The 24,781-nt window shown below is 48.4% G+C and carries 26 protein-coding genes and 1 pseudogene; 14 read left to right on the top strand and 13 right to left on the bottom strand.

Going from position 1 to position 24,781, the window contains the following annotated elements:
- Positions 1-104 precede the first annotated feature (104 nt).
- The 4 genes from NST07_RS33565 to NST07_RS33580 all read right to left on the bottom strand — a co-directional run bounded on the left by NST07_RS33565 (position 105) and on the right by NST07_RS33580 (position 2,904).
- A complete protein-coding gene (locus tag NST07_RS33565) occupies positions 105-776 on the bottom strand; it encodes an SMI1/KNR4 family protein (RefSeq protein ID WP_342480860.1) in 672 nt (223 codons plus the stop codon).
- 144 nt (positions 777-920) lie between these two features.
- A complete protein-coding gene (locus NST07_RS33570) occupies positions 921-1,898 on the bottom strand; it encodes a phosphotransferase (protein WP_341097342.1) in 978 nt (325 codons plus the stop codon).
- Between the two features lie 21 nt (positions 1,899-1,919).
- On the bottom strand, positions 1,920-2,510 hold the full coding sequence (locus tag NST07_RS33575; protein ID WP_342480861.1) for a hypothetical protein: 591 nt from the start codon (positions 2,508-2,510) through the stop codon (positions 1,920-1,922).
- Between the two features lie 61 nt (positions 2,511-2,571).
- Positions 2,572-2,904 (bottom strand): helix-turn-helix transcriptional regulator, encoded by a 333-nt coding sequence (locus NST07_RS33580; protein ID WP_341380242.1) that lies wholly within the window; start codon positions 2,902-2,904, stop codon positions 2,572-2,574.
- Between the two features lie 136 nt (positions 2,905-3,040).
- Here NST07_RS33580 and NST07_RS33585 point away from each other — a divergent pair, with 136 nt between their 5' ends.
- Genes NST07_RS33585 through NST07_RS33605 form a run of 5 tightly spaced genes read left to right on the top strand, consistent with a single transcriptional unit; the run spans position 3,041 to position 7,318 of the window.
- Entirely contained in the window at positions 3,041-3,748 is a 708-nt protein-coding gene (locus NST07_RS33585) for a lantibiotic protection ABC transporter ATP-binding protein (RefSeq protein WP_341380244.1), read from the top strand.
- Position 3,749: 1 nt separating this feature from the next.
- On the top strand, positions 3,750-4,478 hold the full coding sequence (locus NST07_RS33590) for a lantibiotic immunity ABC transporter MutE/EpiE family permease subunit (RefSeq protein WP_341097350.1): 729 nt from the start codon (positions 3,750-3,752) through the stop codon (positions 4,476-4,478).
- Position 4,479: 1 nt separating this feature from the next.
- On the top strand, positions 4,480-5,238 hold the full coding sequence (locus NST07_RS33595) for a lantibiotic immunity ABC transporter MutG family permease subunit (RefSeq protein WP_341097352.1): 759 nt from the start codon (positions 4,480-4,482) through the stop codon (positions 5,236-5,238).
- Positions 5,239-5,267: 29 nt separating this feature from the next.
- Positions 5,268-5,930, top strand: coding sequence for a response regulator transcription factor (locus NST07_RS33600; protein ID WP_038598089.1), 663 nt, complete (start codon positions 5,268-5,270; stop codon positions 5,928-5,930).
- Positions 5,918-7,318: a HAMP domain-containing sensor histidine kinase gene (locus NST07_RS33605; protein ID WP_342480862.1), complete on the top strand. Its 1,401-nt coding sequence runs from the start codon at positions 5,918-5,920 to the stop codon at positions 7,316-7,318. The genes NST07_RS33600 and NST07_RS33605 overlap by 13 nt, the downstream gene beginning before the upstream one ends.
- Positions 7,319-7,343: 25 nt before the next feature.
- On the opposite strand, the gene NST07_RS33610 is transcribed toward NST07_RS33605, so the two are convergent.
- Together NST07_RS33610 and NST07_RS33615 are read right to left on the bottom strand one after the other, a co-directional pair.
- Positions 7,344-8,222, bottom strand: a complete 879-nt coding sequence (locus tag NST07_RS33610; protein ID WP_341380246.1) for a MerR family transcriptional regulator — start codon at positions 8,220-8,222, stop codon at positions 7,344-7,346.
- A gap of 148 nt (positions 8,223-8,370) precedes the next feature.
- Positions 8,371-9,297: a LysR family transcriptional regulator gene (locus tag NST07_RS33615; RefSeq protein ID WP_341380247.1), complete on the bottom strand. Its 927-nt coding sequence runs from the start codon at positions 9,295-9,297 to the stop codon at positions 8,371-8,373.
- A 133-nt stretch (positions 9,298-9,430) separates the two neighbouring features.
- Between NST07_RS33615 and NST07_RS33620 the strand changes: the two genes are divergently transcribed.
- Both NST07_RS33620 and NST07_RS33625 read left to right on the top strand, forming a co-directional pair.
- The gene (locus NST07_RS33620; protein WP_342480863.1) at positions 9,431-10,441 is read left to right on the top strand and encodes an alpha/beta fold hydrolase; all 1,011 of its coding nucleotides are present in this window, start codon (positions 9,431-9,433) and stop codon (positions 10,439-10,441) included.
- Between the two features lie 22 nt (positions 10,442-10,463).
- A pseudogene (locus tag NST07_RS33625) lies at positions 10,464-10,723 on the top strand (MFS transporter); the annotation flags it as partial.
- Here the strand turns inward: NST07_RS33625 and NST07_RS33630 are convergent.
- From NST07_RS33630 to NST07_RS33645, 4 genes are all read right to left on the bottom strand, one after another.
- On the bottom strand, positions 10,719-10,865 hold the full coding sequence (locus NST07_RS33630) for a hypothetical protein (RefSeq protein WP_342482005.1): 147 nt from the start codon (positions 10,863-10,865) through the stop codon (positions 10,719-10,721). The pseudogene NST07_RS33625 and the gene NST07_RS33630 overlap by 5 nt on opposite strands.
- 101 nt (positions 10,866-10,966) lie before the next feature.
- Positions 10,967-11,938, bottom strand: coding sequence for a YafY family protein (locus tag NST07_RS33635; protein WP_342480864.1), 972 nt, complete (start codon positions 11,936-11,938; stop codon positions 10,967-10,969).
- Between the two features lie 69 nt (positions 11,939-12,007).
- Positions 12,008-12,337: a hypothetical protein gene (locus NST07_RS33640; RefSeq protein ID WP_341097364.1), complete on the bottom strand. Its 330-nt coding sequence runs from the start codon at positions 12,335-12,337 to the stop codon at positions 12,008-12,010.
- Between the two features lie 212 nt (positions 12,338-12,549).
- Positions 12,550-13,473, bottom strand: coding sequence for an AraC family transcriptional regulator (locus NST07_RS33645; RefSeq protein ID WP_341380253.1), 924 nt, complete (start codon positions 13,471-13,473; stop codon positions 12,550-12,552).
- Positions 13,474-13,646: 173 nt separating this feature from the next.
- Here NST07_RS33645 and NST07_RS33650 point away from each other — a divergent pair, with 173 nt between their 5' ends.
- The gene (locus tag NST07_RS33650; protein WP_342480865.1) at positions 13,647-14,375 is read left to right on the top strand and encodes an SDR family oxidoreductase; all 729 of its coding nucleotides are present in this window, start codon (positions 13,647-13,649) and stop codon (positions 14,373-14,375) included.
- Between the two features lie 173 nt (positions 14,376-14,548).
- On the opposite strand, the gene NST07_RS33655 is transcribed toward NST07_RS33650, so the two are convergent.
- On the bottom strand, positions 14,549-15,310 hold the full coding sequence (locus tag NST07_RS33655; protein WP_341380255.1) for a leucine-rich repeat domain-containing protein: 762 nt from the start codon (positions 15,308-15,310) through the stop codon (positions 14,549-14,551).
- A 199-nt stretch (positions 15,311-15,509) separates the two neighbouring features.
- Positions 15,510-16,058, bottom strand: a complete 549-nt coding sequence (locus NST07_RS33660; protein WP_341097372.1) for a pyridoxamine 5'-phosphate oxidase family protein — start codon at positions 16,056-16,058, stop codon at positions 15,510-15,512.
- A gap of 223 nt (positions 16,059-16,281) precedes the next feature.
- Between NST07_RS33660 and NST07_RS33665 the strand changes: the two genes are divergently transcribed.
- Positions 16,282-17,712 (top strand): PLP-dependent aminotransferase family protein, encoded by a 1,431-nt coding sequence (locus NST07_RS33665; protein ID WP_342480866.1) that lies wholly within the window; start codon positions 16,282-16,284, stop codon positions 17,710-17,712.
- Positions 17,713-18,021: 309 nt separating this feature from the next.
- Complete coding sequence (locus NST07_RS33670; RefSeq protein WP_342480867.1) at positions 18,022-18,261, top strand: hypothetical protein; 240 nt, start codon at positions 18,022-18,024, stop codon at positions 18,259-18,261.
- A 102-nt stretch (positions 18,262-18,363) separates the two neighbouring features.
- On the opposite strand, the gene NST07_RS33675 is transcribed toward NST07_RS33670, so the two are convergent.
- Positions 18,364-19,104 (bottom strand): glycoside hydrolase family 16 protein, encoded by a 741-nt coding sequence (locus tag NST07_RS33675; protein ID WP_341097378.1) that lies wholly within the window; start codon positions 19,102-19,104, stop codon positions 18,364-18,366.
- Between the two features lie 153 nt (positions 19,105-19,257).
- Between NST07_RS33675 and NST07_RS33680 the strand changes: the two genes are divergently transcribed.
- From NST07_RS33680 to NST07_RS33695, 4 genes are all read left to right on the top strand, one after another.
- Positions 19,258-20,178 (top strand): ABC transporter permease subunit, encoded by a 921-nt coding sequence (locus NST07_RS33680; protein WP_038598111.1) that lies wholly within the window; start codon positions 19,258-19,260, stop codon positions 20,176-20,178.
- 15 nt (positions 20,179-20,193) lie between these two features.
- A complete protein-coding gene (locus NST07_RS33685) occupies positions 20,194-21,078 on the top strand; it encodes a carbohydrate ABC transporter permease (protein ID WP_341097379.1) in 885 nt (294 codons plus the stop codon).
- 50 nt (positions 21,079-21,128) lie between these two features.
- Positions 21,129-22,796 carry an extracellular solute-binding protein gene (locus tag NST07_RS33690; RefSeq protein WP_341097380.1) on the top strand — a complete coding sequence of 556 codons (1,668 nt, stop codon included), beginning with the start codon at positions 21,129-21,131 and terminating at the stop codon, positions 22,794-22,796.
- Between the two features lie 135 nt (positions 22,797-22,931).
- Complete coding sequence (locus tag NST07_RS33695) at positions 22,932-24,773, top strand: histidine kinase (RefSeq protein WP_341097381.1); 1,842 nt, start codon at positions 22,932-22,934, stop codon at positions 24,771-24,773.
- Positions 24,774-24,781: the final 8 nt, after the last annotated feature.

Below are 24,781 nucleotides of genomic sequence, written 5' to 3' on the forward strand. Positions count from 1 at the left end.
TTCAAATGTTCCACGTGGAAATTCGAATCCGCTGTGATGAACATGAAAAAGATCAACCGAGCCCGGTTTTTTCGACCACAATACTATCTCCCCGTCTCATCAATCTATTGCTTCAAAAATTCATCCACACTGATTTGCTGTAATTCATAATCCGCACCGATGGCTTTTAATTGGTCCTCTATGTTAGCCGCAACCCGATCAATGCCCTTATACACCAGTAGAGGTGCCGCCTCCAGATAAGTTTTGGCCAGCGCATAATCGCAGGAGAGTATCTTTTTGATGAACACCAATGTTTTTATTTTGTCGGTGCCCGGGCCTGTAATGAATACTTTGTAGTAATCCAACTGCCCGTCTTCGCCCATCTCCCATTCCTCCTCAATCCCCCTAGGAAGTAAGACGCTGTGAAGAAATTCGATAAGATTATCATAAGCAACAGAGAAATCCCAAGAACCCTCTCCATGCCTTGCAGTATAAATCACGGTATCTCCTCTGGAGAGATCCAGGCAATACGGGTCACCTTCATCCGACGCAATAACGAGATAATCGCGCGGCCAATCGGTAATGACCTCTTCCGTAACGGGATTATAATTGTAACCCGATTGGCCTTCAACCAAGTCCTTGGCGCCGTAAATAAATAGATTGATATATTCATCCGTGCTCCAGGAGACTGATTCGGGAACATAGTGCTTCAGAAAGTAAATGTACTCATCGGGCAGATTCCATTCACCGGAGACGGTGCGTATTGCCTGCTCTTCCGCCTCGGTTAGCAGCTGCATTGGATACTTCGCGTAAAAATCAGGGTTTTGCTGCCTTGTCTTCTCTAAAGCTGATTGCATTTTCTCCAAAACGTTGTCTATTCCTTGATAAACGTTCTGCATTAAGATCACCACTTTAATTAAGATTGGATTGCTTCGAAGGAATCAAAAACTGTAGAAAACAGTTTCACCGTTTAGGAAGGGTTTGCAGTAATTCTCAATCAAATCCGGCATTTGTTTACGTATCCACATATGCTTATCTTGGTTACTTATCAGAAAAGAGTAGTAGGAAAATATCACCAAAAATATGAAACCCTCTAATTGTTCAGTGTCTATTTTTCTGGAAATGACAGTTGTGTAGCCGGATAGTAGAGCGTCTCGCAATTCTCCTTCAGTCAAAAGGGCGCCCATAGCGATATCCATCGCGTAATATCCAAAACCCGACAAGCCAAAGTCAATGAATGAAATCCCCTTTGGTGTGCGGATTAGGTTACTATAGTTAATGTCTGCATGGATGAATCCCCATGTCTCCATCGTTTTGCTCAATACTTTAACACGATCATTGATCAACGAAAATGTATTTTCAAGAATATAAAAATCCTTGGTAGTGATAATCCCCATTTCTTCACCGGATCGCAATTTGGCCAGCATGGTATTTGTCCACTCTATTTCATATTCGGGCCTAATAAAACTTGAACCCTGTTGATAGCGCATTGAAAACTGATGCAAATGGGCAATACGCGTCCCAAAGGTACGAACTGTTCCCTCACTGTTCAAATCTTGCTTGGACATGATTTCCCCAAAAATCCATTTTAAGACGGAACAGTGCACTTCTTCGTGTTCAATAACAACAGTTGTTACCAGTTCACCGTTTAAATTCGGAACAGGGATTTGAACAGGTAATTCGGAATGAGAAGACCAAGCTAACAGATATTCCAACTCCGATTGAACAGCCTCACGCGTATTATGTACACCCTGCATGTTTTTTGTAATGGGTTTATGCATCCGCAACAAGTAAGTGTCTCCAGAATACTTTTCTGTGACCTTGTATGTGATGTTCTCGTTATGACGGATCAATTCCACGAAAGGGTCAATAAAAGAATACTTCAGTAAGACTTCCTTAAAACACTTCGTATAATCCATAGAATATCCCCCCTAGTTACCCTACTCTTCTTGGAAAATCTCCTTAATTCCCTCTAATTCCCGGGGCTTAATTCCGTTCTCACTAAGTACAACCACGGAATCGGCCCTTTTCCAGACAAGAATTTCTCCGTTCGTATCCCAACTAATAATATCCTCAGGGAAATCTTCCACCTTTTTTAGCCCCAGCAGTTTGACTAATTCACCATACTTGTTCTCATCCGCAATCTCATAGTAGTCTCTATATGCGTCTAACTCATATTTATAAACGGTCTGCCATTTCCCTTTGTTGACCTGATTCAGCATGGCTGAACTCTCTATATGGGTCTCAAAATTGTTGCATTTCAAGTCGTATCCCTCATAATATCTGCCTTGCTCATCAATTGAAAATATCTCTTGATACAACGTATCTGCACAATTAAAGTGGCGTATGACGATATCATCCTCCGGTTCCATTACGATTAATCCGCCGAATCTTGTTTGGAAATCTATTAACGGATCTGTAGGCATGATTCTTGCCGCTTGAAAGGCATTGATTATCTCCTTCTCATCCTTAACAGAGTCTTTCCATTCGGAGTGTGCAAGATAATCACAAGCTCTTTTTGACAAAACCATATCGTCACCCTTTCCTTATTCGTAATTTAACAGCTGGTTAGGCCGCGGCCATACTTTTGTTTCATAATAATTCTTTTAGTACATTTTTAGCCAGCCGTATCTTCTCATCATTGGCATCACGAAGTAAAGCCACAATGTCTTGAATATCGCTCTCTGCTGATGTAACGATGAAATCTTCATCCAGATATGCAAACAACTGTATTAAATTCACTTCAAGGGATTCCGCAATCTTATTTAAATTCAGTAAAGATACGTTTTTCTCCCCACGTTCAATCTGCCCTATGTATGAAAAATGAAATCCGCCTTTCTCACCAAGAGCTTCCTGAGACAAGCCCAGCTCTTTCCGAAGAGCACGAATACGGGTTCCAACGAGCTTTAAGATTTCCTTATCCATTACGGTATTCACCTCTCCATGTCAATCCTGCACTATTTATAGATTACCTCTTAATTCTTCGGGTGTATCCCCCATTATCCTTACAGAATCCTTAGAATCTCCCCTTACACTGTGGAAGTGGAAAGGATGATATAATATGCGGGACATTATTTTAGAAACTCAGAATCTTTGCAAGAGCTTCAAACATCAACCAGCCGTCAACAAAGTAACGTTAGCAGTACCCCGTAACTCGATCTATGGGCTCTTAGGGCCGAATGGCGCAGGTAAATCAACAACGCTCAAAATGATCGCAGGCATGCTGCGCCCCGATTCCGGGAGTATTCGCATTCATGGACATGAATGGACCCGGAAGGATTTAAGCGAGATTGGCGTATTAATTGAGGCGCCACCGCTCTATGAGAATCTGACTGCCAGAGAGAATCTTAAGGTGCGCACGCTTGCCCTCGGACTGCCGCAGTCCCGCATCGAGGAAACGCTCGCTGTCGTGGATTTAACCCATACCGGAAAGAAACGTGCCGGACAGTTCTCCATGGGCATGAAGCAGCGGCTGGGAATCGCGATTGCGCTCTTGAACCAGCCCAAGCTGCTGATTCTGGACGAACCGACCAACGGGCTGGACCCCATCGGGATTCAGGAGCTGCGGGAGCTGATCCGTTCTTTTCCCGGGCAAGGAATCACCGTCATTCTGTCGAGTCATATTCTCTCTGAAGTCGAACAGGTAGTGGATCAGATCGGAATTATAGCCGGGGGAGTTCTGGGATATCAGGGAGCCGTTCCCCACGGGCAAGAGCTCGAAGCCTTGTTCATGCAGGTCGCCGCAGCCAACCGAAGGGCTGGTGAATAACATGCTTCGTCATATTAGGGCTGAACGTTTAAAATGGCGGGGCACCTTTATTCCTAAGCTTGTCTGGCTAGCACCTGTGTTCACGCTGCTCCTTTGCGCCATCTTAATGGGCGGACGCTTATTTCAAAGCGGGGCGTACAACTGGTGGTACACGATGCTCTTGCCCGGGGCGCTGACCCTAACCTGTTCACTGGCTCTGCATAAGGATGCCAAGATGAAATACCGTGGACTGCTGGCTCTGCCCGTTGATCTGAGGACCCTCTGGACCGGGAAAATAATAGCCTGTGCAGAATGGCTATTAGTCGCCATCCTCCTGTTCCTGGTTGCCGTTACGTCAGGGGGAATACTGTTCGGCCAAACCATTCCGCTGATGAACAGCATGGCCGGGAGCCTCCTGATCTTCGTCACGTTTCTGTGGCAGATTCCGCTGTGTCTGTTCCTGACCGCACGGCTCGGATTATTCGCTGCTGTTCTGCTTAATATATTCGGTAATGTTATGGGTGTCGTTGCCTTCGATACCGGAGGACTGTGGGATTTCATGCCTTATACTATTACTCCCAGGCTCATGTGCCCGGTTCTGTCCATCCTGCCGAACGGTCTCCCCGTACCGGTGGACAGTCCGCTGAGAAGCACGGAAATGATTCTTCCGGATGTCCTGATCTCCCTGGCCTGGTTCGGATTACTCTCCCTCCTTACTGCGCTATGGTTTCGTAAGCAGGAGGCGAAGTAACATGGCTTCACTACCGGGATTGCTGAGAGCGGATCTGCTCAAAAGCCGGCATACGCCGTTTCTGCTAATTCATCTGCTGGTTCCTCTTATCGGAGTTGGCGTATTCTTAGCGTACTATTCGTACTCCCCATGGAGTGCAACCGACAAAGCTCTGGCGTTTATGCAGTCTCTAGGATGCGCATTTCCTACCCTGATCGGGCTAGTCTGCTCCATGGCGGTGGAACAGGAAGCGGCTGCAGGACAGTTTCAAAGCATGCTTGCTATACCCGCAAACAAAATTACTGCCTATATAAGCAAGCTGCTTCTCCTGCTGTTGTTTGGCTTTGGAGCCGTCCTGTTTGCTTACACCCTTTTTGGCCTGGGGTTCGGCGGAATTCTCCAGCAAGACAGATTGGGAATGCCCTTTTACATCACCGGGGCGGTTATTCTGTTCGGGAGCAATATGTTTCTCTACCTTCTTCATCTGACAGCCAGTCTGCGCTTCGGAAGAGGCGCTTCCATCGGGGTGGGGATTGTAGGGAGTCTGGTCGCCGCCTTAATGCTCACCGGGCTAGGCGATGCCATCTGGCCGTATATTCCCTTCGCATGGGGCGTCCGCTTCATCTCTCTATGGACAATCCACGCTTCCGGTACCACGCTATCCCCCACTGTATCAGGGCTGAGCGCCGGAATTACGGTCTGTGTACTGGGAACGATAATGGCTGCTCTTCTATGCGCTGCATGGTTCCAGCGGTGGGAGGGACGGTCAACCGATAATTAGACATACAACTTACAATCGAGGGAACGAATATGGCAAAAATACTCGTGGTAGACGATGAACCCGCCATCCTGTCGCTGATCCGCAACGCGCTTATTACTGACAATCATCTGGTGACAACGATCTCTGATTCTACACAGGTGTGCCGGAATGACCTTGGCGCGTATGATCTTATTTTGCTGGATGTGATGATGCCGGGTGTGGACGGCTTTACACTCTGCCGGGAAATACGCGCGGCGGTGGATTGCCCGATCCTTTTTTTAACGGCCAAAACACTGGAAAGCGATCTGATGTACGGCCTCGGACTGGGGGCAGATGATTATATTGTGAAACCTTTTGGCATAGGCGCGCTGCGGGCACGGATTGGCGCCCACCTCAGGCGGGAAAGCAGAGAGCGGCGGAATGTTCTCTATCTGGAGAATGTACACTTCAACCTCTCCGGTAAAGAACTGTTGGTCCAAGAGGACAAGGTGCCTCTGACCAAAAGCGAATATGAAATTTGCGAATTTCTGGCCCGCAGCCGCGGACAGGTCTTCTCCAAAGAACATATTTATGAAGCGGTCTTCGGGTTTGACGGAGAAAGCGACCGCAGCGCCATTACGGAGCATATCAAGAACATCCGCGCCAAGCTGAGCAAATACGGGATCGACGCGATTGAGACTATCTGGGGGATTGGATATAAGTGGAATCTGTGAAACGAATCAAAACAGTGCGCCTTCGCACCTTTTTCCTGCAATACCTCTTGTTCTTAAGCACAGGGACGATTCTGCTGCTGGTGCTTGTACTTGGCTTGTTCACACTGGCGTTTTCCTCCAATATTATACTGCCTGCTAACTATGCCGAGAAGGAGATTGCTGCGTTCAAGGAGCGTCTTGCCTCAAGCAGAACAGTAACGCCCGATAGCGTTCCGGGAATGGTAGATTATACGGTTTTCACCCAGGAAGGAGAACCTCTCGCCGGTAATCTGAGCCGGAGTGAAGCAGCACATGCCTGGGAGATTATACAGCAAGGCAATACTCAGGACTCTCATTTCTATACAACCGCCCGGCACGGACAGGAGATCTGGATATTCCGGTATAGCTTAACACCGCAGTATGCATCTTCCTTGCTGCGCAGCTATCTGCCGAATCCTCAGTTGCTGGGAGTGCTGCTCTTCATCTTGGGCATTTTGCTCCAGGCAGCCTTGCTTGCCGCCCGGTTCGGCAAAAAGCTCACTGAGAAAATGGCAGGATTACAGGAAGCGACAGAGAACATCCAGCGCGAGAATCTTGAGTTTACCGTCAAGCCCAGCGGTATCCGCGAAATCGATGATGTGCTGGCCTCACTGGACCGGATGAAAGAAGCCCTGCACACCTCACTCAAGCGGCAGTGGGAGCTGGAGCGTTCCCGCAGAGAGCAGATTTCAGCGCTGGCCCACGATATCAAAACCCCGCTTACCGTCATTCGGGGAAATGCAGAGCTGCTGCAGGAGACGACACAGACTGCTGCCCAGCTGGAATATAACGGATACATTCTTCGCAGCGCCGAGGATATTGAGGCCTTCGTACAAGAGGTTATTGATCTGTCCAGCATGCAGGCCAGTTTTGTTCGTCAGAAATCGCTGGTACGTACAGCGGAGATTATTGGGGAATTAGAGCTGCAGATGAAGGCTCTGTCCTCCGGCAAGGACCTGCATACGCATATCCAGAAGGATAAGCTTCCTGCATTTCTCCTCTTAGATAAGGAACTGTTTCAGCGGGGAATCGTCAATGTGATCGCCAATGCGGTCGAGCATACGCCTCCCCAGGGGAGCGTTGCTTTGCTGGTGCGGGGGGATGACGCTGCTGTCCATTTCACGGTCACGGATACGGGCAACGGCTTCTCGCCAACCGATCTGAAAGAAGCCGCCACCCAGTTCTATAGAGGGGACCAGAGCCGAAGTTCCGGCAATCATCACGGGATGGGGCTGTACATTGCCGAGTCCGCCGCCCAGCAGCATGGAGGGAGCTTAGCTATAGCCAATATGCCATCCTCCGGCGGAGGGAAGGTGACTATGAGCATTCCTGTTTCTGCGGGAGGCTGGGATGGTTATGGGCAGGAGTAACGAGCGCTCTTGTGGTGTCCCTAGATTATTTCAGTTTTACAGGTTCGAATAAATTCAGATAATATTTGCTTCCGCAACCATCTGGATTATCATTACGAATGTGTTCTTCCAAGCATACTCTTGAACGGTCAGATTTGTACTTATTATGCTTGGACAAGTGACGCATTAACGTTTTCCATGAATCACCTATATCGTCACTGCTTTCAAGCATAGCGTATTGGCCCCCGGGTAACATCATTTCTTTTAAATGTTTTGGAACATCCGTACCATCTGGGATGGTAGCACACATGCCATATCCATATGGGGTACCCAGATGACTTGGCATTGGCTTCACATTACCACCAAATAAACGTGCTGTGCCCAGTAAGTTTGCCGACTTAATCCAATCCAGCACCGGTGCCATTGCTTCATCTTCCGGGGATACACCTATAGCAATATTGTAGGCCACCCTCATAGGAGGAAGGGTAATAATTTTGATTATGTTGGCTTCTTTCAAATTGCTCATTAACAAATCCTCCGTTTCAGTAAGAATCTCATCCAGACTAGACAAACAGTCTGCGTTTTGCTTTTGAAGCAGTTTCAAGACCCGGTCTAATTGCTGTTCAAAAAGGAGTACTTCTGCTCTCTGCACCTTTAGAGTGGAGATTTTATTTGCAATAACCGTGCTAAGCTGTGAAGGGGACTTGTTTGCGATAACAGATTTTATATCCTTTATCGGAATATCCATTTTGCGAAGTACTGCAGTAATTCGTATACATAAGAGTGCATTTTCATCATAAATTCTCCAGCCAGAGGAGGTATCCCTTGAACTCTTAAAGAGTCCTTCTGATTCCCAGTGGCGCAAGGTGCGACTCGTCAGTCCCATCTGCTCCGACAATTTATTGATTGCAACAGATCTGTTCATCCTGATCTCCTTTCCGAGCTCTCAAAGTTATAATAGCACTTGACGCTGCGACAATTTCAAGAGTGTTCCTTCTCTAAGCACAGTGAAGTGAAAAACGCTCCATTGAGTCATGTTCACAACCACCCATACAGGAATGAAAGATTCTAAATCACCTTCCTTTTGAAGATAAGGTTTCAAATCCACCCGAGGATTTCAAAAATGTTTCTCTGGTCAAGCTCAAAAAGGCTTCGATTACAGGCGAGATCCACTTCTCTTCATGCCAAAACATTTGGGTTGCAAACGATGTGGCGGTCAAATCCCACGGCAATGGAACCAGTTCTCCCCGATCCATTTCTCCTATCACGGCCATTTCAGGCAATATGGCAATGCCCATTCCTATTTTCGCGCATTGTTTAATAGCCTCAGCACTGTTAAACTCCAATTCAGTAATTCCCCCCATGCCCTTCTGTGAAAGACTTCGATCAAAAAAAGTGCGATAGGAACATCCCTTTTCCGTTAACAAAAAGGTCCCGCCATGAAAATCTTCAATGGCCAGTGCAGTACGTGCAGCCAAAGGATGATCTGGTGATACCAATAGATAAAAGGGCTCATCCAGCATTTTTTCACCGCAAAATCCTGTCTCGCCCTTGTCCTCATCCAGCATAAAAATAATGTCAGCGTCCCCTTCACGCAAGCTCTGTTTGAGGTTCGAATTAGCCAGCGGACGAAACATTAACCGAATCCCTGGATAGCACAAACGAAACTGGCGCAAAACAGCCGGCAGCCGGTACGTACATAACGTTTCATCGGCACTTATGACTACCGTACCCGTCAATTCGCCGGATTGCTTAACGGCATGCTGTGCTTCTTCAACCACACTCAATATGTTATCTGCATAGCGCAGGAACTTTCTCCCTGCATCGGTCAAAGTCACATTTTTACCCAATCTGTCCACCAACTTGACACCCAATTCTTCCTCTAAGGCCTTCATTTGCATCGTAACCGTTGAAGGGACATAGTTCTGCACTTCTGCAGCTCGGGTAAAGTTGAGTGTGGAAGCAAGCGTATAAAAGGTTTTTAATTGGCGCAATTCCATCACATTTCCGCTCCTTAATTCAAAAAAAATGAACGTTATATTCATGAACGTTTCTTTGACTTAACAATAGCGGCATCGTAGAGTGATGACAAGGAAGGCAGTCCCTACTTTAGCTATGAGAAGGAGTTTTTATATGAGAAATTATGATATTTATGAACTAGGAGATGTTCTGCTGCAATCCGGTAACACTCTGCCTAATGCCATTCTCGCCTACAAAACATACGGCATGTTAAATGCAGCCAAAAATAATGTGATTGTATATCCCACCTGGTTTGCCGGCTTGCATACTGATAACGAATGGTTAATCGGACCTGGCAAGGCACTGGATCCAGAAAAATATTTTATTATCATCCCTAATATGTTGGGCAATGGACTCTCCTCCTCGCCAAGCAATACGCCATCGCCCTATCAACAAGCAAATTTTCCACTGATCTCAATTTATGATAATGTGCGGCTGCAGCATCAACTGGTGAATCAAAAGTTCGGTATTACAGAAATCGCCCTCGTTGTAGGTTGGTCACTAGGCGCTGTGCAGACCTTTCAGTGGGGGGCAAGCTATCCCGATATGGTAAAACGAATCGCTCCATTCGGCGGAACTGCCATGACCCGGCCACATACAAAGGTTGTATTTGAAGGAATGATCGCCGCCCTTCAGGCTGATTCTGCTTGGAAAAATGGTTTTTACACACAGAAACCTAAAACGGGATTGGCAGCCATGGGTCGAGTCTACGCAGCTTGGGGGTTCTCTCAGGCTTATTATCTAGAGCAGCTCTATCAGCAGGAGGGCTACCACACACTGGAGGAATATCTCGTAGATTACTGGGATCAAGTATTTTTGACCTTTGACGCTAATGACCTGATCACCATGTTACGAACCGGCATTACAGGTGACATTAGCGCTAATCCGATGTATAACGGTGATTTTCACCTTGCATTAAGCAGGATAACCGCACGGGCCCTGGTTATGCCGGGAAGTACAGACCTTTTCTTCACTCCCCAGGATAGCAAAGTTGAAGCACAACAGATACCAAATGCATTCTTCCTCCCTGTTGAATCCAAGTGGGGGCATTGCGCAGGCATTGGACAGCATGAACCAGATTCCGTATTTATAGATAAAAGTCTAAAGAGTTTCTTGCTTGAATGAAACTGAGGAGAAGCGGATTAAATTGAAAAATAAGTTGATTATATATGTCCTCGCACTTACTGTTTTTCTAATCGGAACCATTGAATACATTATTACAGAGTCATTGAAATGATCGCCGTGGATTTAAGAGTATCTACTTCCGAAGCTGGTTTACTAGTGACTGTATTTGCTCTGGGAGCGGCCATTGTTGCTCCGATTCTAATTGCATTAACAATCAATATGGAGCGCAAGAAGCTACTGATGGCTGCCCTCAGTGTGTTTATTATCAGCAACGGGCTTATGCCCGTACACCTTTTGGGTCTTGATAGCCGATGCCCTCTGCAATTTCCTTCAGCGTAGCATCTGTTTCAAGCAGCAGGTGGGTGAATAGCTGGTCATTCGCCCAAACATGATATTCGTACAATTGCTGCCGGTGTTGAAGCATGTATGAAACCACCTTTCCTTTATTCATCATCGTTTAGCTGCCAATTCCACAGCCTTATCTCTATCGTATGACGGGTTCGCTGACAACCATTGTCAGCGAAGTCAATCGGAATCGTCTTCGTAATGTTTTGCGATTCCGTAGGCCATTTCCTGAATCCGACGCTTCAGCTCCAGCGGCTCCCGTATACAAATGGCCGGACCAAACGTCAGCAGATACATCGGAAGGTACTTGTTCATCGTAGGAACGTCCAGCAGAAACCTCGCCTCGCGATCGGTCCGTTCCGTCAAATAGTGGCGTAGATGCCAGTGGCGGCAAACCGCGTTCAGGGTGTCGGGCTCTCCCTCGATGCGGATAACCGTCAGCGGTCCGTCCGCCTCCCGTTCCTGTTTAGACCGGTCGCGGAAATAGGCGGACGCGGAGAAATGCTCCGGCTTTTCGAACCTTGCATCGGTCGGCTCCAGCCGCGCGATACGATCTACGCGGAACGTCCGCATTGCCAGCGACCGATGGCAAAACGCGACAACGTACCATTCGTTCCGGTCGTAAGCCAACCCGTATGGATCGACTTTACGTTCGTCAGCCTGCCCCGCATTCTCTTTACGATAAGCTATGCAGACCGTTCGCCCATCCTTCGCCGCCTGCTCCAGGTCCCGCAACAACAGAACGCCGGAAGGCGGACGTACCGGAGAAATCACATCCAAGCCACTCGTCTGGCGGGACAGATCGTCGCGCTGCTCTTCGTGCAGCCCATTCTTCACTTTCTCCAATGCACTTTCCAGCTCTTCGGTATACGGATAGCCAGCGCCTTGCGCAAATTTAAACGCGTCCACAAGCGCCTTCAGCTCTACGGAATTGAAGAATAATGGCGTCTCCCTGAAGCTTTCCAGAATGTGAATGCCGCCGTCATGGCCCGATTCCGCAACGACTGGCACACCGCTGGCGCATAATGCGTCGATGTACCGGTACACGGTGCGGATGCTGATCTCCAAACTGTCCGCGATCTGCGCGGCGGTGAGTTTCCTTCCGGAGCGTAGCATCCAGAGCATCGATAGCATATTATCCCATTTTGCCAACAGTAGCACCTTCTTTCCTCGCGAAAATTCAATGTTATATCATCATATTTGGAAGTAATTCTTTACGATCTACGGATGGATAACTTCAGTCTGTTCATCAAAATATCCAGCTTCGGATAAGACGGTCTCACTCAGATCATATTTCACAAATATCCGTAAAGACCTGGCAATATGATCCCCAACATTCTCACCAAAGTAAATACTGTAATAATCCCTTTGATCTACCTCATTACTTTTACTATCTGGTCTTTTTTCGACTAAAACAAAATAAATAGGGTCGCTCAATTGTTCTTCGTCTTCATCTGTATCAGGCCAATCCTTTAGTTTTACTGTAGTTTCGTTTAAATTACTGTATTTAAGAACAAAGGAAAGGATCTCATCATCTGAATAATTGTTCACGCTGGTGGTACTGGAACCCTTAGGAAGCTCTGTGGGTGAAGCTGTTCCCGTAGAAGTAGCTACTGATGGGGCGGCTGCTATTTGCTTGGACGAATTACTGCTATTGCATCCGACGATGAAAAGAAAGTGATAATGAAAAAAAACCGGATAAACTTCATCAATCTGGGAGTCCCTCCAATGTAAATAGATAGGTTAAAGAGTGAAGTTGCATATCAATCAACCGGAACATTTAAGATCTTACGCAGATGCTTAACGTCGTTCATTGGGGAACGTCCAAACATGCGGCTATACTCCCGGCTGAACTGCGAAGGGCTCTCGTAACCAACGAGAAAGCCCGCAGCAGCGGCTTCTAATCCCTCTGAGAGCAGCAAGCGGCGTGCTGTCTGCAGCCGGATGGCCTTCTGATACTGAAGTGGGCTTATCGCCGTTACCTTTTTAAAATGCTTGTGCAAAGAAGAAGGGCTCATGTTCGCTTCGTTCGCCAATTCTTCGATCACAAGAGGCTTGGAGTAATCGCGGTTAATCAGATGGATCACTTTGGAAATGTTATACGCATAGCTGCCGGCTATGGCAAATTGCCTGATTAAAGCTCCCTGCTCACCTTTCAGCACACGATAAAGAATCTCGCGGGTGATAAGCGGCGCAAGGAACTCAATATCCTCAGGGGTGTCCAGAAGCCGGACAAGCCGAAGCAGCCCATCAAGCAGCGGCGGGTCCGATTGGCTCACCAGTATACCCCGTCCCGTCTTTCCGTTCCATTGGGGGCTGCTCATCTGAATTATATCCAGAATGACATCTGGACTAATGGATAATTGAAGGCTTAGGTAAGGAAGCAGCGGCGAGGCTTGAGTGATTTTTCCGATTACAGGCAGATGCACCGAGGTGACCATGTAAGTGGTCGGATCGTACACGTAATTTTCCCCTGCCAGCGTTGCTGTCTTTGAACCTTGTGCGACCACGTACAGAGAGGGCATATTGACCGTATGCTTCGGCTCCGACACCTGGCTTGCGCGCCTGAAACAAAGTTCCGGTACCGCTGAAGCATGTGTTCCGTCCGAAGGCGCGTGACGTTGAATAAGAAGAATCAGTTCTTGCAGATGAGCAGAAATCTTAGAGGGAGAGACGAAATCGGGCATGCTTCACCTTTCCTTTCCACAACGCTGATGGCTAATTATATCCACACCGAATAGGATTAGGCAAGAATTGGACGGGATTAGTCTACTTGCTTCCATCGAATTTTACTTAAAATGTACTTGCAAGGCCAATAGATCAAAGAAAGAAGGATTGAGCTATGAGCTTGGAAGGAAGAATGGAGAACAAAGTCGTCGTCATCACGGGTGCAAGTAGCGGAATTGGAGAAGCGACAGCACTGTTGCTTGCCGGGCGCGGAGCAAAGGTCGTGCTTGGGGCGCGCGGAGTTGATCGCCTTGAAGCATTGGTGACAAACATTACGAATAGAGGCGGCGAAGCTATTTATGCAAGCACTGACGTGAGACGGCGCGAGGATCTGTGCAGACTTGTTACATTGGCTTGCGAACGGTTCGGGAAGCTTGATGTTCTCGTCAGCAATGCTGGCGTTATGCCTATTTCCCCTCTCGATGATCTGCGCGTCGAAGATTGGGAGGACATGATTGACGTCAACATTAAAGGCGTTTTGTATGGCATTGCAGCAGCGTTGCCTGTTTTTCGCAAACAAGGCTTCGGGCATTTCGTGAACACTGCTTCTACAGCAGGACATAAGACCGTGCCGAACCAGTCGGTCTACTCCGGAACAAAATTCGCCGTACGCGCCATCTCGGAGGGACTGCGCCAAGAGGCTGGCGATAAGCTGCGTGTAACCATCATTTCGCCCGGTATTGTACAGACTAATTTCACGGAGGGCATGACAGACCCGGCATTGAGAGACCAACTCGCCGCCATCCGGGATAAAATGGCGATGACGCCAGACGCGGTAGCCCGCGCAATTGCATACGCAATAGAACAACCGGATGATATCGATGTGAACGAGATCGTGCTCCGTCCCACCGCCCAAGTGTAACGCAAATAGATATGGGTACCTGTTCCCCTGGTTTCAATACGAAGGGGGTGTCCCAGAAGCCATCAAATGGCTTGGTACACCCCCTTTAAGTTCCCGATTACTTCCAAATCTCTTCGGTGGAATTTTCAACGCCGCATTGCGGGTTCAGGCAAATACGGTTCAGATCGAAGTAGCTATTCCGGCTGAGTATCCCCGTTATCTTCCAAATTTACTATGACACCATTGTTCTCCAGCTCTTGGATAACCTGCTCCGCTTGCTCATTCAGCGGGTTGTTTGCCAAAGATACTTCTTGTAATTGGGGCAACGTTTCGAGCACTTCAATATCCTGGATGAGGTTATCGTCTAGATAGAGATGTTCCAATGTTGGATGATTTCGTAACGGCGTCAAATCTTGAATTTTATTTCCGCTCAGTAAGAGCCATTCTAACTTCAATTTCTTAATGGGACTTAGGTCTTCCACCTGATTGTTGCTGGCAAGAAGATCGGTCAGCTTATTTAGATTTTTTAACGGCACTAGACTTTTTATCATGTTACCGTCAACAACCAGCTTCTCTAGAGAACTTAACCCGGAAATCGGTGAAAGATCAGTAATCTGATTCTCCTCAACTGCTAAGAACGTTAACTTTTTCAACTTGCTTAGCGGTTTAATATTCTTTATCTTTTGGCCGGGCAGAAATAAGCTCTCCATGTTAACCGCATATTCAAGACCTTGTAAACTGGTGATTTTAGCCTTAGATTCGCTAGGATACAAAGATTCCAACTTCTTCAAATCAGCTGCCTTCAGCTCTTTCTTAGCCGGCAGCTCTAATTCCGCGCGAACGGCTTTCGCCAAAACCGGGTCCGTAATGACGGATGCGGCCCAAATGGATGTTGACGGTAAGAATACGAGAACCAAACAAATCACGATGATATTTTTCATTAGCTTAGTAGGCATATACATTCTCCTTTTCAAGCACATTGAATAAGTGCCATTCCTTACCTTTATCGGATTTCACTGCAGAAATGTTCAGCTTAACCTGTTGAATTCAATCAAAATAATTAAAATCAACACCGAAAAAACGCCCTAAAACTATATCAGATAGTCATAGGGCATTCGCGCTAAATTTGCAGAAATATGAAAGCTTATCTTGTCATTAAATCTCTCGTCCGACATTGGTGTCCGTTCTATACATTTTTCCTGCTTCAATAGGACTTTCTTTTGCTGTCATATGGTGCGGGATTACCCGGTAAACTTGAACCGGTCCGCCGAATACAGCCGACCTATACTTGTCCACATGCTGCTTGGACAAGGGGCGGTTATAATAGGCGGGTACGTATTTATTGATCAATCCCTGAAGTACATGAGTGGCTTCGTCCAAATCTGTGATCGGCTCTGCTTGTCCAAATATCATTACGCTCATATAAGCCGTATCCGTTTTAGCAGGTACCGGATCCGTAATGGTCCCGTATTCCTCACATACCGTAAAACACACCTCTGGATTTTTGCTCATGACCTGATTACGTCTTCCATCGCCAGCCCCGTGAACATAGAGCTTCCCCTCAGACCATACATAGTTTAGCGGTACAACATAGGGGAGGTGCCCATCAACCAACCCAAGATATCCTATTCTCGCTTGCTGCAGGAAGCTTTCAATTTTCTCCTGATCCTTGCATTCCCTGGTCTTGTAACGAACTGGATCCATTTCGAAACCTCTCCTTTCACTCATGAGATATTCATCCCACTCCAATAGTTTGAACTCCGATACTCTTCTAGAGTGCGGCAACGACTCAGATTGCAAATACCAGCGTTATTACGGTAGTATATCAGTGAATGGAGTGCCTTTTAAGATCCAAACATTAAGGTTATGAGCAATCCATAACTACTTAATATTTTATGATTGGAGCTACTATTTGGAGGTATACACGATGATGAAAGTAATTCGTAATGATAAGAGACCGATCTGGCAGCAATTGCTTGATCAAGCCATTCATAATATTACAAGTGGAATCTGGGCTCCAGGAGAACTGCTGATTCCTTCCCGCGAACTCGCTCACCAGATAGGCGTTTCTCGCTCAACTATACAGATCGTCTATGAGGAATTGCTAAGCCGAGGCTATACGGTTACATCCCGAAGAGGAGGAACGCGGGTTAGTAAATGGAATCAAATTACTGGGTCAACGAAGGAAAACATAGCAAATGGCCCTCTGCCTCCCTCACTTCCCTTGTTGAACTCGGCGGTCGATCAATTACAGGACTGGTTCAGAGGCAAAGAACATGGAGAAGCGGATATTGATTTTAGTCCCCACGAACCTTATTTGGATGGACATTTTCAAAAGAACTGGCGGCAATCGTTTCTCCACGCATCCGCTGCAATGGACTTATCAAGCTGGGCTTACGGCAACCCCTATGGTTTCACACCATTACGTGAGCAAATTCAGCGTTATTTATCACTTGAACGAGGTATCCATATCCAAACAAATCAGATTCTGTTGACCTCTGGAGCTCAGCATAGCATTGACTTAATCGCACAATCGCTTTTATCTGATGGGGACACTGTCTGTGTAGAAGATCCCGGTTTTCCAGCTTCCTGGATGGCGATGAACTATCGGCGTATGAATGTGGTGCCCGTTCCCGTTGATGCGCACGGTCTTGTGGTTGACCGTATTCATCCACAATCCAAACTGATCTTTACGACTCCTTCGCACCAGTGCGCAGTCGGGGTTGTTATGTCAGAGCCGCGCAGGCAACAACTGCTGCATAAGGCCGCGCAAGAACAATTTTGGATCATTGAGGACGATTATGACAGTGAATTTCGATATCGTGGGGACCCGCTTCCAACGCTCTTTAGTCAGGCATCTAATAATACCTTGTACCTCATGAGTTTTTCTAAAATGATTGCTCCAGGCATTCGTATTTCGGCTATCGTTGGATCTGCCCGGGCAATTGCTCAACTAGCCAGGGTACAGGAGCTGACTTACCGTCATCTTCCGATTATGGATCAGCTAACACTAACCCACTTCATCAAGAATGGACATTTTATGCGCCATATGCGAAGAGTCAGAAATGTGTACCGGCGAAGACACGAAGCTATGACAAAGGCTATTATGGCTAGCGGTTTAGGGGAACGCTTCACACTAAGTGGAGTAGAAACGGGATTGCATATGTTACTTGAAGCTGAAGAATCATACGACGAAGAAACCGTGACAAAGTTAGCCCTTCAACAGGGAATACGTGTATACCCTCTTGGACCTTATTGTCTGGAAAGCAAAAGGAAGGGATGGGTGTTGGGGTTTGCAAAAGTAGATGAAGCATCGATTGAGCAGGGAATCCATCGTCTTGCGGAGCTGATCTTATAGGGTCATGTTCACAATTCCCAGCCTTCTGAGTGTATTCATGAACGTTAGGCTGACGATTCGGTGCCGGGGCGCTTGAAAAGTCAGTCTTTTTATTGATTTACCTTGTAGAGTTGACCGGCACGTTATAATACTCTCCTAATCTCGTCCCGTCAAGAGATAATGTGTGAATGAGCGGCGTAGCGGGGATTCCCCCCTTTTACTTTCGAAATATAGATGAATTTCCGAATATGGAGAGCGATATCACTTTTTCCAATTCATCCGATTTCACGTAAAATTTTCTTCAGGTTGTTGGGGAAAAGGAGAATCTGCATGCACAAAGTGATTAAAATTAAATTCACGCTTTTTTACGGTGAAGTGCCTGAAGCAAATTGTGACGGATACATGGAGTTGAATCGGGATGGTCATATGATCGCGCTCTACAATAGGTATGGCGAGGAAATAGACATGTATGGCGGACATAAATTTGTCAGGGTGCGGACGCTTGGCAAATTCGATAACGAAGACCGCGATAATTTTTACTCCTTGTTAGAAAGTGATGGTGTGGGATAATCTGCACGACAGGCTGGCGGTTCATTACTAGGCAAGTTTGGGCCACCCTTTAGCAGGTGGCCCTTTCTTCCGCCCAGAGAATTATAAAATGATGCTCCAATCCTACGCATACAGCCAAACCCCCGCCACCGTCATCAGCCCGGGCAGCGCCGCCTCGTCCACCTCCACGTTGTCGTACCAGCCGCCCACAGCCAGATTAAGCAGCAGATAGAAGGGCTGGTCAAACGGCATACCCGGCTCCAGCTGGCGCTGCGCGAAGCAGTACCCGTCTACCAGCCAGCGAATAGAACCCGCATCCCATTCCAGCGTATAATCGCGGAACTCATTAATGGTTCCGTCTTCAAGCTCGTGGGTGAATTCCTCAACCACTTTGCTGTCAAGGTCCTTTCCGTAGTGCAGCGTGCCGGCAATCTGCCGGGGCAGGCGGCCCTTGGCCTCCAGAATGTCGAGCTCTCCCGAGGCTGGCCAAGGCCCGTATGCCAGATTCTGCGGCAGCAGCCAGATGGCAGGCCATAGACCTTGCCCTACCGGCAGCTTGGCGCGTATGACAAGCTTACCGTAGCAGAAAGAGAAGTGATTCCTTGTATCCAAACGGGCCGACGTATACGCAAAGCTCCGCCCCTCCTGCTGGGCTTTTTCAAGGCACGCTCGCAGGTTTAAGCCGTACTCATCGAAATAGAGATTGTTCGGGTGATCCGTATAGAACTGCTGCTCGCCGTTTCCCCAGCCGGCATAGATGGGATTGTCGTTATCATCAAGCAGATCGTTGCCTATACGGATGTTCCAGAGACTCAAATCACCTCCGCCGTTCACAAAATCCTGCTCCCATATCAGCTTACTCATCCATGACACGCTCCTTTCCATTTAATCACAGCATAATGCATTTCAGCGCCCGGTCCGAATGAATCCAAAAAAATGGGATAGGGTCAAAAATCATGCCCCTTTTTTTCCTGGGTCTTTTTTCTTACGATGAAGAGGAAAGGGGGGACACGAGACATGTTTCAATTCCAAACGAAACAAATGAAAGCGTTTTTTAGACAGTGGCAGATGCAAAGTATGGTCATTCCGGGAATCATCTGGATGTTGATCTTTTGTTATTTTCCGATGCTGTGGCTCATTATCGGCTTTATGGACTATAGTATCGCGAAGCCTATGCTGGAGTCGCCGTTTGTCGGGCTGAAGCACTTTCAGGATTTTGTGACGGACGACCGGTTCTGGCGTTCGATCCGCAATACGCTGGGGATGAGCAGCATCAAGCTTGTGCTGGGATTTCCGATTCCGATTTTGTTTGCTCTACTGCTGGGCGAAATCCGCAGCCTGCGCTTTAAGCGCACCGTGCAGACCATTTCGTACCTGCCGCACTTTATCGCCTGGACGATCTTCGGCGGCATCGCGCTCAACTGGCTGGGTGAAGGCGGTGTGGTCAACCAGCTGATGATGACACTCGGACTGCAGAACCGCGAAATTCTCTTTAACAGCGACCCGAAATATTTCTGGTGGATTACCTTTTTTACCGATACGCTGAAGGAAACAGGCTGGAGCGCCATCATCTATATCGCGGCTATATCCGGCATCGATCCTGGTCTGTACGAGGCCGCGGAGCTTGACGGAGCGGGACGCTGGCAGCGCATGTGGCACATTACCGTGCAGAGCATCCGTCCGACCATCGCTATTCTGTTCATCCTCGCCGTCAGCGGCATTCTCGGCAGTAACTTTGAGCAGATCTTTATGTTAAAAAACAATATGAACATGAAGATGGCCGAGAGTCTCGATCTCTATATCTATAACATGGGACTTGTGTCGGGGCGCCATTCTTTCTCAACAGCCGTTTTATTTGCCCGTTCCATCGTGGCGCTGGGGCTGCTGTTTATGGCGAACCAGACATCCAAAAAATTGACTGGCGACGGCATTTTCTAGAAAGGGGGCCATCCGGTGAAAAGACGCTCAGGACTAAGGGGCATCGGAGTATTTGAGGTCTGCAACACCCTCCTGATGCTGGGGGTATGCTTTCTGACGCTGTACCCGATGTGGTTCGTGCTTATTAACTCGCTTAACGCGCCGGAGCAGGCGTTGCTGGGCACCGTCAACTGGTTCCCGGAGCAGTTCTCGCTGGCCAGCTACAGCGTCGTATTTAACGACAAGACAATGATGAACGGGTTCGTAATTACGACCCTGCGTACCGTAATCGGGTCGGCTGCGCATGTCTTTTTTACCGCCATAATAGCTTACGGCATGAGCAAGACAACGCTGATCGGCCGCAAGCTGTATATGAAAATTGCCCTGATTACCATGCTCTTCTCAGGCGGACTCATTCCAACGTTTATCCTGATGACGAAGCTGGGCCTGTACGACAACTTCTGGGTATTTGTCATTCCCGGCATGTACAGCTTTTTCAATATGGTCATCTTTATGAGCTTTTTCCGCACCATCCCGGATAGTCTTGAGGAATCGGCCAAGGTGGACGGGGCATCAGATTACGGCGTGCTGTTCCGGATTGTACTGCCTAACAGCATGGCTGTAATTGCTACTATCTCGCTGTTCTCCGCAGTTTATCACTGGAACGATTATTATCAGGGCGTTATCTATATCCGCTCGCAGGAGATTCTGCCTTTGCAGACCATTTTGTACAAAATCATTGCCGAAAATTCCATGTCCTTCATGCAGCAGCAGGCAATGGCCCAGTTCGGGGCAAGGCTGCCCGGCAACTCCATAAAGTTCGCCTCCATGATGGTGGCTACCCTGCCGATTCTGGTGTTCTATCCCTTCATTCAGCGTTATCTGGTCAAAGGGGTCATGATCGGCGCTATCAAGGGGTAAACCGGATTCCCTAATCAGTAACCTACAAAAACTGAAAGGATGATCTTCTTATGAAGCATAAACCCGTTAAAAGAAGTCTGACTATAATGCTGACCTTGATGCTGTCGCTGGCTCTGGCTGCGTGCAGCGGCAATTCCGGCAATAATGAAAGTGCCCCGACTGCGCAGCCGGCAGACTCCACACAAGCGCCGCAGAACGAAGCAACGCTGAATCCCGATGAGCCCGCATGGAAACTGGACACGAGTCCAATCGATTTAACCTGGTTCGTTGGTGCCAACTGGTACGCCCACTCCTGGGGCGAAAGCTTGACCTCTAAGTACATTACAGAGAAAACAGGCGTCAATGTTAAGCTCGAAGTCCCTTCCGGCGAAGCGAACGAGCATATCACCTTAATGATGACCTCCGGCCAGCTGCCGGACCTTATCTCCATGGGATCATGGGAAACCGCTGTCAAAAAACTGTGGGAAGGCGACCATGTCTATGCCTTAAACGAACTGGCAGATCAGTATGACCCTTACTTCTACAAGGTGGCGGGCGACGGGACCCTGAAATGGTACCGGCAGGAAAACGGCAACACCTATGGCATTCCGAACGACTCCTACAGCCCGAATCTGATGCATGAAACGGGTATGACGGCGGCCAATCAGACGTTCCTTGTACGGAAGGACCTGTATGAAGAAATGGGCAGTCCAGACCTCAGCACCCCGGAGGGCTTTCTGAACGCGCTGCAACTGTTTAAAGATAAATATTCCAAATATAAGGGCCAGCCGATGAGCCCCTTCTTCGCCCAAGGCAATGTGCCATACGGCATGACTGAATATCTGCATAATCTGTTAGCTATACCGCACGAGAAGGACGGAAAAGTATATGACCGCGTAACCGATCCCGAATATATTGCCTGGCTGAAAACCTTCCGCACCGCTTACGAGCGCGGGCTGATCAACGTAGACTTCCTGGTGGATTCCGATACGCAGGTGGAGGAGAAAACGAATAACGCGCGCTATTTCATGATGATCCGCGAATGGTCCGGCATGACGGCCGTGAATCCGATGCTGGCTGCCGGCACCAATCCCGATTCGTATTATATCGCTGTGGATGGACCGCAGAACAGCAGCGGCGACAGCGCCAAGCTGTTCCCCGGCAATATGGACGGCTGGATGGTGACAATGATCAGCAAGTCGACCAAAAATCCGGAACGGGCCATCCGCTTCCTGACCTATCTCTCCAGCGAAGAAGGGCAGCACGATCTGTTCCTCGGCAAAGAAGGCGAAACATGGGAGACGGTGGATGGCAAGCCTCAGCTCAAGGCTGATATGCTGAACCTGATTGAGAGCGATATTGAGACGCTGGAGAAGCAGTATGGCGTGCTCGATACGTACTGGATGATGCGTAACCCGGTTATCGTTAACCAGTGGAGACCGGAGAAAGCACCTGTAATCAAGCAGATGGAGGACTTCGCCAACGCTCAGGCCGATATTGACAGCGGCATTTACAAGGGGCTGGACCCGCTGGGTGATTCCGAGGTTGCAGTAGCCTGGTCACGGATTTCACAGAACTGGGAGGAAGTGCTGCCGGAGCTGATTACAGCCAAGGATGAGGCTGCGTTTGACAAAATCTTCGCAAGCTTCCTTGAGCGCCGTGACAGTTACGGCTTCCAGCAGGTAATGGAGTTCCGCCAGGCCGAGCTGGATGTGCGGAAAGCGAAAATGGCCGATTAACAGCACTGCCGGCTGCCTGAGGGCAGCCGGTCTTGCCTGCTTACGCAGGGGTTTCAGCAAGTTCGCTCATTCTCCTGTTTACCTGCCTGAAGGTTTGTAATCCATGGTATATTACAAATGTAGGGAGGTATGGGAATGAAGGCTGTATGGATGAAAATAAGGAAGCTTTACCGCAATTCCCGTATATCGCAAAAATTATTTCTGGCTTTCAGCCTGATGATTGCCATCCCTGCCATTGTGGTATCCTTCCTGTTTATCCGGGCGCAGGAAACCCAGCTCTACAAGGACGCCATGGCCACCGGCAGCAGCCACGTCTCGCGCCTGGAGGAACAGCTGCGCAGCCGCATGGATATACTTGAGAACGCTTCCTCAACAGCTCTTACACAGAAAGCATTTGTCGACTTCATTCATTCCGATATGCGGGCCGACGGTCTGCGGCTCGTCAAGTTCAGGCAGAATCAATACGAGCAAATGCATAATATTATTCAAAGCTACGACATGGTTAGCGAGCTAAGCTTCTATGTCGATAACCCGAACCTGTACGAGATCTGGCCGGAAATCTATCATTACGACCGGTTCTGGCCGCAGGACTACTGGATGTCACTGCGTGAAGAGAACGGAGCCGCTTACCGCTTGTTCTCCCTTCAGGACGGGGAGCATACGTTATCCTACTACAGATTGGTGCGCCTTCAGGGACAACAGTACAAGCGGCCTACCCTCATGGAAATCCGGACCCGGCACAGCGTCTTTTTCAGCAATCTTTTGGAGGAGGAGACAGGTGGTAATTTCTTCTCCGTTGTAATGGATGGAACCATTCCTTCACGCCATATTTATAATACCTCTCATGCTTTTGCCCTGGACGCAGGCGGGCAGCTGAATGATATCCTTACCCGCGTTCACGGGCAACTCGATGTACTGCAGCATAACAATCCCGTCGAGGTCCGGGCCGGTGATCAGACCTACTATGCGCTATACCGTTACATCGCGCCGCTGGATGCCTATGTCATTGATATCGCTTCCCGCCATGATCTGATGAAGGGGCCGCGAAGCTGGTACCTGCTCGTCGTGGCCATTACATCCTGCGTGCTGCTGATGATGCTGCTGTTAGTTTCATATATGACCCGGCGCATTTTCCGCCGTCTGGAGATGGTACTGGCTTCCATGCGCAAGGTGCGCAGAGGCCAGCTTGATGCCAAGATCCATACAGGTCTTGGAGACAATGAACCCGGTGATGAAATCGACTATGTCGCCGTCAGCTACAACAACATGCTTGATGAAATCCAGCGCCTGATGACCCAGGTCATTGATAAGCAGCTGATCGCCAAAAACGCACAGCTCCATTCACTCCATTCGCAGATTAATTCCCACTTCCTGTACAACGCACTGGAGTCGATCCGGATGCATGCGGAAGTGGAGCGGCAGCCGGCTATCGCCGGGGCGTTGGTGTCACTCGGTTCGCTGCTGCGTTACAGCATGCAGTGGCGGGGCGATACCGTCAGTCTCGGGGATGAGTTAGCCAATATTCAGAGCTATATCCGCTTCATTAACTTTATGGAAGGCAGCAGCTTCGAGCTGCAGGCGGACCTTCTGCCTGAAGTGCTGCGCTACCCCATTCCGAAAATGTGCATGCAGCCCATTGTGGAGAACGCCGTGCATCATGCGGCACCCCCGGGAGGCAGCGTGAGCATCGAAATTAACGTAACCGTAGAGAACAACCTCATGCTTCTGATCGAAATCCGCGACAACGGAGCCGGCATCAATTCTCAGACGCTCAGCACTCTGCAAGAGGCGCTGGAGGATGAGTCGGATAACCCGATTGTCGCCAGCCAAAATGGCCTAGGATTAGAGAATGTGCACAAACGGCTGCAGCTGCACTACGGCAAGGGCAGCGGCCTTTCCATTGATAGCATACCGGGCGCCTATACATGCGTCACGATACGGTTGCCTTGGGAACAAGTCAATCTGGGGGGATGGTAAAAGTTGAT

The sequence above is a fragment of the Paenibacillus sp. FSL L8-0340 genome, from assembly GCF_038593145.1.
GTDB lineage: Bacteria > Bacillota > Bacilli > Paenibacillales > Paenibacillaceae > Paenibacillus_AQ.

Coding starts and splice junctions, on each gene's coding strand:
- NST07_RS33645 (WP_341380253.1), bottom strand. CDS start 13,473: ATGCCCGATTTCGTCTCTCCCTCTAAGATTTCTGCTCATCTGCAAGAA.
- NST07_RS33575 (WP_342480861.1), bottom strand. CDS start 2,510: ATGGTTTTGTCAAAAAGAGCTTGTGATTATCTTGCACACTCCGAATGG.
- NST07_RS33665 (WP_342480866.1), top strand. CDS start 16,282: ATGATGAAAGTAATTCGTAATGATAAGAGACCGATCTGGCAGCAATTG.
- NST07_RS33620 (WP_342480863.1), top strand. CDS start 9,431: ATGAGAAATTATGATATTTATGAACTAGGAGATGTTCTGCTGCAATCC.
- NST07_RS33580 (WP_341380242.1), bottom strand. CDS start 2,904: ATGGATAAGGAAATCTTAAAGCTCGTTGGAACCCGTATTCGTGCTCTT.
- NST07_RS33690 (WP_341097380.1), top strand. CDS start 21,129: ATGAAGCATAAACCCGTTAAAAGAAGTCTGACTATAATGCTGACCTTG.
- NST07_RS33675 (WP_341097378.1), bottom strand. CDS start 19,104: ATGAGTAAGCTGATATGGGAGCAGGATTTTGTGAACGGCGGAGGTGAT.
- NST07_RS33570 (WP_341097342.1), bottom strand. CDS start 1,898: ATGGATTATACGAAGTGTTTTAAGGAAGTCTTACTGAAGTATTCTTTT.
- NST07_RS33600 (WP_038598089.1), top strand. CDS start 5,268: ATGGCAAAAATACTCGTGGTAGACGATGAACCCGCCATCCTGTCGCTG.
- NST07_RS33630 (WP_342482005.1), bottom strand. CDS start 10,865: ATGCTTCAACACCGGCAGCAATTGTACGAATATCATGTTTGGGCGAAT.
- NST07_RS33585 (WP_341380244.1), top strand. CDS start 3,041: ATGCGGGACATTATTTTAGAAACTCAGAATCTTTGCAAGAGCTTCAAA.
- NST07_RS33670 (WP_342480867.1), top strand. CDS start 18,022: ATGCACAAAGTGATTAAAATTAAATTCACGCTTTTTTACGGTGAAGTG.
- NST07_RS33610 (WP_341380246.1), bottom strand. CDS start 8,222: ATGAACAGATCTGTTGCAATCAATAAATTGTCGGAGCAGATGGGACTG.
- NST07_RS33680 (WP_038598111.1), top strand. CDS start 19,258: ATGTTTCAATTCCAAACGAAACAAATGAAAGCGTTTTTTAGACAGTGG.
- NST07_RS33660 (WP_341097372.1), bottom strand. CDS start 16,058: ATGGATCCAGTTCGTTACAAGACCAGGGAATGCAAGGATCAGGAGAAA.
- NST07_RS33615 (WP_341380247.1), bottom strand. CDS start 9,297: ATGGAATTGCGCCAATTAAAAACCTTTTATACGCTTGCTTCCACACTC.
- NST07_RS33590 (WP_341097350.1), top strand. CDS start 3,750: ATGCTTCGTCATATTAGGGCTGAACGTTTAAAATGGCGGGGCACCTTT.
- NST07_RS33565 (WP_342480860.1), bottom strand. CDS start 776: ATGCAGCTGCTAACCGAGGCGGAAGAGCAGGCAATACGCACCGTCTCC.
- NST07_RS33650 (WP_342480865.1), top strand. CDS start 13,647: ATGGAGAACAAAGTCGTCGTCATCACGGGTGCAAGTAGCGGAATTGGA.
- NST07_RS33655 (WP_341380255.1), bottom strand. CDS start 15,310: ATGCCTACTAAGCTAATGAAAAATATCATCGTGATTTGTTTGGTTCTC.
- NST07_RS33595 (WP_341097352.1), top strand. CDS start 4,480: ATGGCTTCACTACCGGGATTGCTGAGAGCGGATCTGCTCAAAAGCCGG.
- NST07_RS33695 (WP_341097381.1), top strand. CDS start 22,932: ATGAAGGCTGTATGGATGAAAATAAGGAAGCTTTACCGCAATTCCCGT.